Here is an 11,803-nt window from a genome sequence, read left to right as displayed (position 1 = left end):
TCATTAGCTCGGACAATGCGGACGGGGCTCCCCCCCCCCCACCCGCCCCTCCCCCCCCGCCCCTCGCCGCCCCCCCCCCTCCGCGTTCCCCGCCCCGCCCGCTACGCTCCCGAGACCGAGACCGAGACCGAGACCGAGCCCTACGCCGGATCCGACCCGGCCCCGGCCCCGGCCCCCGGCAGCGCCCCCGGCCCCAGCCCCTCCCGGTGCACCCGCCACCGCGCGAGCATGCCGTGCAGTTCGTCCACCATGAACGCGAAGAAGGCCGCGCTCTCCCCCAGTCGCGCCCCCGCGACGGTGCCCGCGCCGACGGTGGCCTCGCCGTCCCTGAGCACCCGCACCCAGCGCAGCAGGTACTCGTCGCGCCGGGTCAGCGACTCGAACCAGACGTCGTTCAGCACCCGGTAGCGGTCGCGCCGCGAGCCCGGCTCGCGTTCCTTGGCGGCCAGGCCGATCTGGATGAGGTAGCGCATCCCGCCGGACACCGCGGCCGGGCTGATCCGCAGCCGTTCGGAGAGCTCGGCGGAGGTCAGCACGCCGCTCTCCTCGGCCATCAGGCAGGAGAAGAGCCGGGACGGCATCCGGCCCATGCCCGCGGACGCCAGCTCGGCCGCGAACCGTTCGACGAAGTCCGACACCGCCTGCTCGTCGCGCCCCTGCTCCGCTTCCCGCTCCACCACGCGCGCCTTCCCCTCTCCGGTGATCAACAACTCGACTGAACTTTAACGCCTTCCCAATATTCACGTTTTTCTGAAACTACGGTAGCTTCAGCAGCATGACGAAGGCAATCACCCTGACCGGCCTGCGCAAGACCTTCGGCCGGACCACCGCGCTGGACGGCCTCGACCTCACCGTCGAGACCGGCGAGGTGCACGGATTCCTGGGGCCCAACGGCGCCGGGAAGTCCACCGCCATCCGGGTGCTCCTCGGTCTGCTGCGCGCCGACGGCGGCAGCGCCCGACTGCTCGGCAAGGACCCCTGGCACGACGCCGTCGAACTGCACCGCCGCCTCGCCTACGTCCCCGGCGACGTCGAACTGTGGCCCAACCTCACCGGCGGCGAGGCCATCGACCTGCTCTCCCGGCTGCGCGGCCGGCTCGACCGCCGCCGCCGCGACGAGCTGATCGAGCGCTTCGACCTCGACCCCACCAAGAAGGGCCGCAGCTACTCCAAGGGCAACCGGCAGAAGGTCGCCATCGTCGCCGCGCTCGCCTCCGACGCCGAACTGCTGCTGCTCGACGAGCCGACCTCCGGCCTCGACCCGCTGATGGAGGTGGTCTTCCAGGACGTCGTCCTCCAGGCCCGGCGGCAGGGGCGGACCGTCCTGCTGTCCAGCCACATCCTGGACGAGGTGGAGAAGCTCGGCGACCGGGTCAGCATCATCCGCCACGGCCGGGTGGTGCAGACCGGCAGCCTCGGCGAACTGCGCCACCTCACCCGCACCACGGTCGAGGCCGAGACCCACCGCCCCGTCACCGGACTGGAGACGCTGGAGGGCGTGCACGCCGTCCGCACCGAGGGCGCCCGGGTGCACTTCGCCGTGGACGGCGCCCACCTGGACGCCGCCATCCGCCGCCTCGGCGAGGCCGGACTGCGCAGCCTGGTCAGCCATCCGCCCACGCTGGAGGAGCTGATGCTGCGCCACTACGGCGACGAGCTGGCCGCCAACGGGCACCCGCTCGACGGCGAGGCCGCCCGATGACCGCCACCACCACCGCGACCAGCGCGCCCGCCACGGCCCCGCGCCCACCCCGCCCGCACACCACCCTGGCCGGCACCGCCACGCTGCTCCGCTTCGCCCTGCGCCGCGACCGGCTCCGCCTCCCCGCCTGGGTGCTCGGCCTCGGCCTGCTCACCCTCGCCAGCGCCAACAGCGTGCACACCCTCTACCCGACCGCCGCCGACCGCGCCTCGATCGCCCACGCCTCCGCCGGCTCAGCCGTCCTCGCCATGACCGGCCCCGGGCACTACCTGGCCGACTACACCTGGGGCGCCATGCTCGGCCACCGGCTGCTCGGCCTGCTGGCGGTGCTGGCCGGGCTGATGAGCGTGCTGACCGTCGCCCGGCACACCCGGGCCGAGGAGGAGAGCGGGCGGGCCGAGCTGGTCCGCTCCGCCGCCGTCGGCCGACACGCCCAGCTCGCGGCCGCCCTGGGCGCCGCCGCCGTCGCCGACCTCGCGCTCGGCCTGCTGCTCGCCGCCGGGCTGCCCGCCCTCGGCGTCCCCGGGCTCGGCACCGGCGGCGCGCTGCTGTTCGGGGCCGCGACCACCGCCGCCGGACTGCTGTTCGCGGCGGTCGCCGCCGTCGCCGTCCAGGTCACCGCGCACGCCCGGACGGCCTCCGGGCTGGCCCTCGCGGTGCTCGGCGCCGCCTACGCGGTGCGCGCGGCCGGGGACGCCGGGTCGAACGGGCTCTCCTGGGCCTCCCCGATCGGCTGGCTCCAGCGCAGCTACCCCTTCGTGGACGACCACTGGTGGCCGCTGCTGCCCGCGCTCGCCCTGACCGTCGTCACCGGCGCGGCCGGCTTCGCGCTGAGCACCCGCCGGGACGTGGGCGCCGGCCTGCGCGCCGCCCGTCCGGGGCCGCCCACCGCGCGCCCCGCCCTCGGCACCCCGCTCGGCCTCGCCCTGCGCCTGCACCGCGGCCTGCTGGGCGGCTTCGCGGTCGCGCTGCTGCTGCTCGGCGCGATGTACGGGTCACTGCTGGGCGGCGCCGACGCGATGGTCAAGGACGTCGACCAGCTGAAGGAGGCCCTCGCCCGGCTCGGCGGCCGCTCGCTCACCGACTCCTTCGCCGCGATGACCCTGCTGGTGGTGGCGGTGGTCGGCGCGGTCTACGCGGTGCTGGCGACGCTGCGCCCGCGCGCCGAGGAGAGCGCCGGGCGGGCCGAGCCGGTGCTGGCCACCGGGGTGTCCCGGTCCGGCTGGCTGGGCGGGCACCTGGCGGCGGCGCTGCTGGGCTCGACCGCGGTGCTGCTCGCGGCGGGGGTGGGCTTCGGCCTGGCCGGGGCGCTGTCCACCGGTGACGCCGGCGCGTTCCCGCGACTGGTCGGCGCGGCCCTGGCGTTCGCGCCCGCCCAGTGGGTGACGGTGGGTTTCGCCGCCGCCGTGTACGGCTGGCTGCCCCGGGCGACGCAGTTGGCCTGGCTGGTGCCGGCGTACGCGTTCGTGATCGGGTACTTGGGCCCGCTGCTGAAGCTCCCGGCGGGGCTGGACCGGCTCTCCCCGTTCGGGCAGGTGCCCCGGCTCCCGGCAGCCGCCATGGACTGGACGCCGCTCGCGGCGCTCACCCTGGTCGCGGCCGCCCTGATCGCCCTGGCGCTGGCCGGGTTCCGGCGCCGCGACCTGGAAGTGCGCTGACATCGAGGCCCGCGACGGGGCCGGCCGCGGCGGGCCGGCCCCGGACCGGGTCACAGGTGCTTGACCAGCTCCGGCATCAGGTCCTGGAAGGTCCGCCCGCTGGCCGGCTGCCCGATCGCGGTCATCTGCCAGCCGGTGGGCGTGCGCTGCACCTTGGCCATGATCTGCGCGGTGTACGGGCCGCCCCCGGTGAGCGTGTACCGGGCCAGTTCGGCGCCGGTCTGCTCGTCGACCAGCCGACAGAAGGCCGCCTCGACCTCCTGGAAGGTCTGGCCGGTGAAGGAGTTGACGGTGAAGAGGATCTGGTCGACCTCGGCGGCCATCTTGGTCAGGTCGACGGTGATCGACTCGTCGTCGGTCGCGTCGCCCGCGCCGCCGACCAGGTTGTCGCCGCTGTGCCGGACGGAACCGTCATTGCTGTTGAGGTGCTGGAAGAAGACCACGTCCACCGGCCGCCCCTGGGAGAACAGCACCGCCGAGGCGTCCAGGTCGATCTCCCGACCGGCGGCCAGCAGCTTGGCGAAGAAGCCCTTGGGCTGCGCGGCCTTCCAGCCCAGGCCCATCCGGACCACACTCAGCTGACCGCCGCCCGGCTTCTCCAGGCTGATCTTCTGCCCCTTGGCCAGCGAAACGCTCATCGTGCCCTCCTCGTCCCTGCCGCCGCTCCGTGCCGTGAATCTACAGCACTGTCGAACTTCTATGATCATCCGACCGGCGCGCTCCCAGCACCCCTACCCCGCGCTCCCCCCGCCGTCACCACCGGGGGCGGTCTGCACACTGTCAAGCGCCCCGGGGAGGAGCTTGCGCGGGGCGGGCGCGCAATCCGGCTCGGTCAACCTGGCAACCGGCGATCCGACGTCTGGCGTAGCCGCGAACAGGGGCCGAACAGGCGGGCGGCACGCGGTCTAGGGTCGGCTCGGAGGCGCCGCCGACCGGGGAGAACGGCCGCCGACGCACCGAGCGTTCCTCGCACGTTCCCGTGATCCGCCAACCCACGCTGGGGGGACCACCATGTCCGAGCACGAAGGAACACCGCCCGCACCCGCCACCGCCGCCACCACCTCGCGCCTCGGCCGCCGCCGCCTGCTGCGGGCCGGCCTGGGCACCGGCGGCGCGCTCGCCGCCGTCCGCCTGCTGCCCGGCGGCCAGGCCTGGGCCGTCACCCCGGAGCCCACGCCCGCGCCCGTACCGGAGTCCGCGCCCGCACCCGCACCCCTCCCGGGCGCCGCCGCCACGGCGCAGCCCTGGCCGGACTGGGCCCGGTTCGCCCGCGCCGGCGACGGCACCTTCAACGAGCCCGCCGACATGCAGAGCGCCGTCGACGCCCTCAAGGCGCAGAACGTCAGCGTCATCGAACTCGACACCCTGCTCTCCAACTGGCTCACCGACGCCGAGTTCGCGGCCCACATGGCCGAGGTGAAGACCTTCACCGGCCTGGCGCACGCCGCCGGTCTGAAGGTCGTCATGTACTACCCCTCCCTGGAGCTGATCTCCCCCGGCGGCGAGAAGGGCCGCTCGTTCTACAAGAACGACCAGGGCGGCGCATGGGTGCAGCGCGACCTCGCCGGAAAGCCCAACGTGTTCTACGGCAGCGTGGTGGTCTGGGTCGACCCGGGCGACGAGAGCGTCTGGCTCAGCCCCAACTCGCCCTGGCGGGACTACTACCTCAAGCGGATCAAGGGCGTGGCCGCCACCGGCGTGGACGGCATCTGGCCGGACGTCCCGATCTACTTCGACGGCGTACTCTCCTGGTGCGACGCCTCCACCTGGGGCGCGGCCGCCTTCAAGGCCGACACCGGCCTCGCCCTGCCCAAGGCCGCCGACTTCGCCGACCCGGTGTTCCGCCGCTACGTCGAATGGCGCCACCGCAACCTGCTCCAGTTCCAGCTCGACATCGCCGCCGCCGGGCGCGCGGTCAACCCCGACCTGGTCACCTTCGTCGAGACCGTCTCGATGGACTACCGCTACGCCACCTCGATCGGCCTGGACGGCGGCTACCTGCGCCAGGCCGAGGGCGCCGTCAGCCAGGTCTGGGAGGTGGACATCCTCGGCAACTACGACGGCATGCGGCACGCCACCGCCTCCGACTGGGTCTGTCTCATCTCGATGTACAAGTACGCGCGCGGCGCCAGCGGCACCAAGCCCGCCTGGGCGTTCTCCTACGGATGGCAGGCCGACGACGCCTCGCTGGTGATGTCCCAGCTGATCGCGGCCGGCTGCAACCCCTACGAGGTGAAGACGCCGTACAAGAACGACACCGTGGACGCGGCGATGCGCGCCCGGATGTACCGCTTCGTCCAGACCAACCAGGAGCGGCTCTACAACGCCGCCTCGACCGCCCAGGTCGGCGTCTACCACTCCAGCCCGTCCCGGGACTACGTCAGCCCGGGCGCGGGCATCGGGATGTACGTCAACGCGACCGCGCCGGCCGGGATCGCCGACTGGTGGGGCGGCGACGACCCGGAGCAGAGCTGCGCCTCCGTCCCCTGGCTGGGCGAGTTCCGGGGCGCGGTGAAGGCGCTGGTGTACGCGCACATCCCGTTCGACACGGTGCCCAGCCCCGGCCTGGCCGCCGCCGACCTGGCCCGGTTCAAGGTGCTGCTGCTGCCCGACCTCCAGGCGGTCTCGGACGCCGAGGCGGCCGTGCTGCGGGGCTTCGTCGCGGCCGGCGGGACGATCGTGATCACCGGCCCGGCGCCCACCGCGCTCGACGAACTGGGCGGCCAGCGCACCGAGTTCGCCCTCTCCGACGTGCTCGGGCTGCGCCGCGGAAGCCCGCTGCCGGCCGCCAAGCAGAACGCCTACGGCAGCGGCACCTGCTGGTACGTCCGCAACCGGGCCGGGCTCAGCTACCTCACCAAGACCGACCAGGCCTCGGCCGACCAACTGCTCGCCCCCGTCCGCCAGTCCGCACCGCCCGCCGTCACCCTGGCCGGGGACCGCCGGATCTTCCTGGACGCGCGGCGGCTCGGCAACGACACCGTCGTCCACCTGGTGAACTTCACCAACTTCGGCGACACCCCGGCGGCCTTCCGCACCACGCCCGCCAACTGCACGCTCTCCTACGCCCTCCCGGCCGGCGCCGCCGTCACGGCCGTCACCGTCGCCACCCCGGACGGCACCGACCCGACGCCCAAGCCCGTCCCGTACACCGTCACGGGAGCGACGGTCAGCGTGCCGCTGACCGTCGTGCAGTACTCGGTGGTGACGGTGACGGCGGGCTAGGTCTGTCCGGTCCTAAAGCGCGGGCGCGGGGATGCGCCAGAGGGCGGCGGGGTTGGCCTCGCCGCCCGGGGCGGACTCGAAGGCGATCCACTTCCCGTCCGGGGACCAGCTCGGCGCGCCGTCGTACGAGCCGTCGTCGCCGGTCACCCGGACGGGGCGGCCGCCGTCGGCCGCGACCACGAAGACCTGGGCGTTCGGCAGGTCGCCGAGGTTGGAGGAGAACACCAGGTACCGGCCGTCCGGGGACCAGGTGGGATCGGTGTGCTCGCCCGGCACGTCGGTGACCTGGCGCAGGCCGGTGCCGTCCGCGCCGACCGTCCACAGCGCCCAGTTCTCACTGCCGGCGGCACGCCGCTGGAAGACGATCCGGTCGCCCCGGGGCGACCAGTTCGGCTGCCGGTTGTCGGTGCCGGTGCCCTTGCCGTCGACCAGCCGGACCGGGGGGCCGCCGTCGCGGCGGACCTTCCAGAGCGAGTCCTGTTCGGCGTCGTCGCCGTGCACGGCGGCGTGTTCCGGCTCCCAGCTCTGCTGGAAGACGATCCAGGCGCCGTCCGGGGAGAAGCTCGGCTCGCTGTAGCCGCTGCCGTCCTCGTGCCGGGTGACCCGCTCGGGGCTGCCGCCCGGTGTCATCAGCCAGACCTCGTCGTGGCCGGACTCCCGGTCGGTGGCGAAGGTGAAGGCGCCGGTGGCGGCGTTCCAGCTGGTGCCCGGGAGGTTGACGGCCGCCTTGTCGGGATCCTCCAGGACCTTCTGCGGCGTGCGGCCGCCGTCCAGCGGCAGCACCCCGAGGGCGGCGGCGCCCTTGTTGTAGCCCTCGCTGAACTCGGTCAGCAGCACCGAGCGGCCGTCCGGGGCGAAGGCGGGGTTCTGGGCGCTGCGACCGCCCTCGGCCCGGTAGAGCAGTTCGGCACCGTCGGCCCGGCGCTCGCCCCCGGTCGGCGGCGCGCCGCTGGCCCGGGTCGGCCGGGGCTGCGGCCCGCCCTCGGAGCCGGATTCGGCGCAGCCGGACAGCAGCAGCGCCGTGACGGCCGCGGCGGCGAAGAACGCGCGAATTCTCATGACTCACAAGCTAGTTGACTCTTCGTCACATCGCGTACGCCGGCAGGCGGATCAGGCGTCGCCGTCCAGCAGGTGCTGGCGGACCTCCTGGAAGGTCCAGGCCCCGCCGGCCGGGCGGGCGAACACCCAGACCAGGTCGAAGCGGTCCGGCCAGGTGGCGGGCGCGCCGCTGCCGGCGGCGCCGAGCGCCTCGACGATCCGCGGGATCCGCGAGTGCTCCCAGCAGATCAGCACCGGCTGGGGCCCCGCCAGGGCGGCGCCGGCCAGCGCCGTCTCCTGGGACTCGGCGTACCCGGTGTCGACGGTCAGCCCGAGCTTGGCGGCCAGCGGGGTGACGGTCTGCCGCATCCGGTGCGCCCCGGCCAGCGGGCCCTGGTCGGTGGCGGCGAGGATCCGGACGGGGGTGCGCAGGCCGGGGGCGGGCGGGGCGAACAGGGTGGGCAGCGCCCGGGCGCGGGACCAGCCGCGCTCGGTCAGGGACTTGCCGTCGTGGCCGCCGTTCTCGTCCAGTCCCGGGTGGTTGCCGTCCGGCTTCTCGCCGTGGCGGATGATCATCACCAGGGCCTCGCCGCCCGCGTCGCTCGCCCTGGCCGCGCCGGCGTCCTTGCCCGCCTTCTTGCCGGCCTTGCCGGAGGAGGCCGAGCAGCCCGCCAGCAGCACCGGAGCGGCGATCGCCAGGCCGGTGAACAGGGTGCGCCGGGCCGGCCGCGCCGCCACTCGGTGCTCCATCACTCGGCCCCTCATCACCTGGTCTCCCGCCACTCGGCGCCCCGTCATCACTCGGCACCCCGCTCCAGGCGCACCAGCGCGTCGACCGCGACGCCGTCGCCCTCGCCCTTGTGCCCGGGCTCCGGGCCGACCGTCCGGTGCACCCGTTCGGCCCGGACGGTGCGCAGGCCGCGGTCGGCGAGGTCGGCGAGGACGTCCTCCGGGGTGAACAGCACGGCCGGGTCCTGCGGGCCGCCGACGCCCTCGGTGAGGTTGCTCAGGTCGTGCCCGACCACCAGCAGGGTGCCGCCGGGAGCGAGCGCGGCGGCGGCGCGGCGCAGCGCGGTCCGCCGGTCCTGGGCGGGGACTTGGAGGTAGGCGACCAGGATCAGGTCGTAGCCGGCGGCGGGGGCCTCAAAGGTGCGGGCGTCGCCGTGCCGCCAGGTGAGCCGGTCGGCGACCTCGTCGGGCAGGTCGGCGGTGAGCCGCTCGGCGCGTTCCAGGGCGACGGCGGAGTAGTCCAGCCCGGTGACCTCCCAGCCCCGGCCGGCCAGCCAGATGGCGTTGCGGCCTTCGCCGGCGGCCAGGTCGAGGGCGTGGCCGGGGGTGTGGGCCGGGGTGAGGCCGGCCAGTTCGCGGACCACCCAGCGGTTGGGCTCGGCGCCCCACACCAGCTCGGTCGCGGCGTAGCGGTCGTCCCAGTCCTGGCTGTCCATGGCGAGTCCTCCGTTCGGCGGGCCTGCTCCGCAGCGGTCAACCTACCGGGCCCGGGCGGCGGCGGCCCGGAACGGTCCAGCGGGCGGACACCCTTGACGGCGAATATTGGTCCAGTCCAATCTGTGATGTCGTGACGCGAGCGGGTCAGCCGGCCCGCCGCGCCCGCCGTCCGTACATCGGCACGCTCCACCTGCCCGCGCGCCCCCACAGCGCCAGGGCGGCTCCCCCGGCCCACCCGGGCCACGCACCGCCGGAACCCCCACACATCCGGAGGACACACCGCATGCACGACCGCGTCATGCCCGCACGGCCCGCCCAGGCCGCCGGGCGCCGGACCGCTCCGCGCAGACGGGCCATGGCCCTGGCCCTCGCCGCCACGCTCAGCACCAGCGGCGCCGCCCTCGCCCTGACCCTCAGCCCCGCCTCGGCCGCCCCGGTGAACCTGCTGGCCAACGGCGACTTCGAGGCCGGCACCCTGGCCGGCTGGACCTGCGCCAACGGCTCCGTCGTCACCACCCCGGTGCACGGCGGGAGTTACGCGCTCGGCGGCGCGGCCTCGGCCTCCGACACCGCGCAGTGCCAGCAGACCGTCACCGCCCAGCCGAACACCACGTACACCCTGTCCGGCTTCGTCCAGGGCAGCTACGTCTACCTCGGCGCTACCGGGACGGGCGTCAACTCCTCGGTCTGGACGCCCGGCGGCACCGGCTGGAACCAGCTGAGCACCACCTTCACCACCGGCGCCACCACCACCTCGGTGACGGTCTTCACCCACGGCTGGTACGGCACCGGCGCCTACTACGCCGACGACCTCAGCCTCACCGGCCCGGCCGGGCCCACCTCCACCGGCAGCCCCACCGCGAGCGGCAGCCCGACGGCCTCCGGAAGCCCCACCGCGTCCAGCAGTCCGACCGCGTCCGGCAGCCCCACCGCCTCGACCAGCCCCACCACGAGCGGCAGCCCGACGGCCAGCGGCAGCCCCACCGGATCCGGCAGCCCGACCGCGACGGCCACCGCCAGCGGCCCGGCCGGGGACGGCAAGGTCACCACGCCCACCGGCGTCGCCGTCAGCAAGGTCACCGCGGGCGCCGTGGTGCTCACCTGGCAGCCCTCCACCCTGACCACCGGCGACGGCCCGATCGCCTACAAGGTGTGGTCCAACGGCCAGCTGGTCGCCACCTCGATGGGCACCTCCGTCGCCGTCAGCTCGCTGCTGCCCGGCAAGGCGTACACCTTCAGCGTCCAGGGCTACTCCGGCTCCCACGCCTCCGCCCAGTCCGCCGCGGTGAGCACCACGACGGCCGCCGCGCCCGCGCAACAGCCCGTCCGCTCGGCCTACTTCGACCAGTGGGGCGTCTACGAGAACGCGTACTACCCGAAGAACGTCGACACCAGCGGCGCCGCGGGCAAGCTGGACGTCATCCACTACGCGTTCGCCAACATCGACCCCACCAAGCTCACCTGCTTCCAGGCGGTGAAGGCCTCCGACTCGACCAACGAGAACAACCCCAACGCCGGTGACGGCGCGGGCGACGCCTACGCCGACTACCAGTCCGACTACAACTCCGGCACCAGCGTGGACGGCAGCAGCGACACCTGGGAGCAGCCGCTCAAGGGCAACTTCAACCAGCTGCGCCAGCTCAAGGCCAAGTACCCGAACCTGCGGTTCACCATCTCGATCGGCGGCTGGACGTACTCCAAGTACTTCTCCGACGCGGCCGCCACCGACGCCTCCCGGAAGACCTTCGCCTCCTCCTGCGTCGACATGTTCCTCAAGGGGAACCTGCCGACCGGCGTCGCGGGCGACGCCTCCGGCGGCGCGGCCACGGCGGCCGGCATCTTCGACGGCGTCGACCTCGACTGGGAGTACCCGGGCTCGGCCGGCGGCCACACCGGCAACCACTACTCCCCCGCCGACAAGCAGAACTTCACCCTCCTGCTCAAGGAGTTCCGCACCCAGCTGGACGCCCTCGGCTCCGCCCAGGGCAAGCGCTACCTGCTGTCCGCGGCCCTGCCCAGCGGCCAGGACAAGATCGCCCAGCTGGAGACCGACAAGATCGGCAACTACCTCGACTACGCCGACGTCATGTCCTACGACATGCACGGCGCCTGGGACGCCAAGGGCCCGACCAACCACCAGGACCCGCTGCACGACAGCCCGGCCGACCCGACCACGCCGATCACCCCCGGCACCCGCAAGTACAACGTGGACACCATGCTCGCCGCGTACACCACCGGCCTGCCCGAGTACGGCATCCCCGGCGGCTTCCCCGCCAACAAGCTGGTGCTCGGCATCCCGTTCTACTGGCGCGGCTGGACGGGCGTCCCGGCCGGCTCCAACTACGGCCTGTACCAGAGCGCGACCGGCCCCACGGCCGCCAAGCCGCTGAGCCAGGAGGCCGGACTGGCCGCCTGGAAGGAGCTCAACCCGACCGCCGCCACCACCCACTGGGACCCGGTCACCGAGAGCAGCTGGGTCTACGACGGCACCAACTTCTGGACCGGCGACACCCCGCAGGCCATCCAGGCGCGCGGGGCCTACACCAAGAGCAAGGGCCTCGGCGGCCTGTTCGCCTTCTCCCTGGAGAACGACGACGCCTCCGGCACGCTGCTCAACTCCATGGATGGCAGCCTGCGCTGACGCCCCGCACACCGGTGGGGGGGGGCGGGTGGTCGGCGGGGGGGGCGCGGGGGGGGCGGGGGGTGAGAGAGGGGGGGGACCGCGCGCAGACGG

At 74.1% G+C, this 11,803-nt stretch carries 9 protein-coding genes; 4 read left to right on the top strand and 5 right to left on the bottom strand.

Annotation, left to right across the window (positions count from 1 at the left end; all coding sequences use genetic code 11):
* Positions 1 to 140: 140 nt before the first annotated feature.
* Complete coding sequence (locus ACFV61_RS30825; RefSeq protein WP_107452980.1) at positions 141 to 680, bottom strand: MarR family transcriptional regulator; 540 nt, start codon at positions 678 to 680, stop codon at positions 141 to 143.
* Positions 681 to 775: 95 nt separating this feature from the next.
* Between ACFV61_RS30825 and ACFV61_RS30820 the strand changes: the two genes are divergently transcribed.
* Complete coding sequence (locus ACFV61_RS30820) at positions 776 to 1,702, top strand: ABC transporter ATP-binding protein (protein ID WP_063350628.1); 927 nt, start codon at positions 776 to 778, stop codon at positions 1,700 to 1,702.
* Complete coding sequence (locus tag ACFV61_RS30815) at positions 1,699 to 3,360, top strand: ABC transporter permease (RefSeq protein ID WP_380495187.1); 1,662 nt, start codon at positions 1,699 to 1,701, stop codon at positions 3,358 to 3,360. Before ACFV61_RS30820 ends, ACFV61_RS30815 begins: the two co-directional genes overlap by 4 nt.
* Before the next feature lie 50 nt (positions 3,361 to 3,410).
* On the opposite strand, the gene ACFV61_RS30810 is transcribed toward ACFV61_RS30815, so the two are convergent.
* On the bottom strand, positions 3,411 to 3,998 hold the full coding sequence (locus ACFV61_RS30810) for a TerD family protein (RefSeq protein WP_063350626.1): 588 nt from the start codon (positions 3,996 to 3,998) through the stop codon (positions 3,411 to 3,413).
* A gap of 373 nt (positions 3,999 to 4,371) precedes the next feature.
* Between ACFV61_RS30810 and ACFV61_RS30805 the strand changes: the two genes are divergently transcribed.
* Positions 4,372 to 6,585 carry a hypothetical protein gene (locus tag ACFV61_RS30805; RefSeq protein WP_380495184.1) on the top strand — a complete coding sequence of 738 codons (2,214 nt, stop codon included), beginning with the start codon at positions 4,372 to 4,374 and terminating at the stop codon, positions 6,583 to 6,585.
* 12 nt (positions 6,586 to 6,597) lie between these two features.
* On the opposite strand, the gene ACFV61_RS30800 is transcribed toward ACFV61_RS30805, so the two are convergent.
* From ACFV61_RS30800 to ACFV61_RS30790, 3 genes are read right to left on the bottom strand one after another with little or no spacing between them, the layout of a single operon-like run.
* Positions 6,598 to 7,644, bottom strand: coding sequence for a hypothetical protein (locus ACFV61_RS30800; protein WP_380495182.1), 1,047 nt, complete (start codon positions 7,642 to 7,644; stop codon positions 6,598 to 6,600).
* Between the two features lie 51 nt (positions 7,645 to 7,695).
* On the bottom strand, positions 7,696 to 8,373 hold the full coding sequence (locus tag ACFV61_RS30795) for a hypothetical protein (protein WP_380495180.1): 678 nt from the start codon (positions 8,371 to 8,373) through the stop codon (positions 7,696 to 7,698).
* A gap of 47 nt (positions 8,374 to 8,420) precedes the next feature.
* Positions 8,421 to 9,068, bottom strand: a complete 648-nt coding sequence (locus tag ACFV61_RS30790; RefSeq protein WP_079136135.1) for a class I SAM-dependent methyltransferase — start codon at positions 9,066 to 9,068, stop codon at positions 8,421 to 8,423.
* 284 nt (positions 9,069 to 9,352) lie between these two features.
* Here ACFV61_RS30790 and ACFV61_RS30785 point away from each other — a divergent pair, with 284 nt between their 5' ends.
* Positions 9,353 to 11,710: a glycosyl hydrolase family 18 protein gene (locus tag ACFV61_RS30785; RefSeq protein ID WP_380495177.1), complete on the top strand. Its 2,358-nt coding sequence runs from the start codon at positions 9,353 to 9,355 to the stop codon at positions 11,708 to 11,710.
* Positions 11,711 to 11,803: the final 93 nt, after the last annotated feature.

Source organism: Kitasatospora sp. NPDC059817, assembly GCF_042731835.1.
Classification (GTDB): domain Bacteria; phylum Actinomycetota; class Actinomycetes; order Streptomycetales; family Streptomycetaceae; genus Kitasatospora.
Note: the sequence above shows the minus strand (reverse complement) of the source record. Positions and strands in the feature narration are given on the sequence as shown.

Excerpts from the sequence above, each read along its gene's own strand:
- ACFV61_RS30800 (WP_380495182.1), bottom strand. The coding sequence starts at position 7,644 with ATGAGAATTCGCGCGTTCTTCGCCGCCGCGGCCGTCACGGCGCTGCTG.
- ACFV61_RS30810 (WP_063350626.1), bottom strand. The coding sequence starts at position 3,998 with ATGAGCGTTTCGCTGGCCAAGGGGCAGAAGATCAGCCTGGAGAAGCCG.
- ACFV61_RS30820 (WP_063350628.1), top strand. The coding sequence starts at position 776 with ATGACGAAGGCAATCACCCTGACCGGCCTGCGCAAGACCTTCGGCCGG.
- ACFV61_RS30815 (WP_380495187.1), top strand. The coding sequence starts at position 1,699 with ATGACCGCCACCACCACCGCGACCAGCGCGCCCGCCACGGCCCCGCGC.
- ACFV61_RS30790 (WP_079136135.1), bottom strand. The coding sequence starts at position 9,068 with ATGGACAGCCAGGACTGGGACGACCGCTACGCCGCGACCGAGCTGGTG.
- ACFV61_RS30795 (WP_380495180.1), bottom strand. The coding sequence starts at position 8,373 with ATGGAGCACCGAGTGGCGGCGCGGCCGGCCCGGCGCACCCTGTTCACC.
- ACFV61_RS30785 (WP_380495177.1), top strand. The coding sequence starts at position 9,353 with ATGCACGACCGCGTCATGCCCGCACGGCCCGCCCAGGCCGCCGGGCGC.
- ACFV61_RS30805 (WP_380495184.1), top strand. The coding sequence starts at position 4,372 with ATGTCCGAGCACGAAGGAACACCGCCCGCACCCGCCACCGCCGCCACC.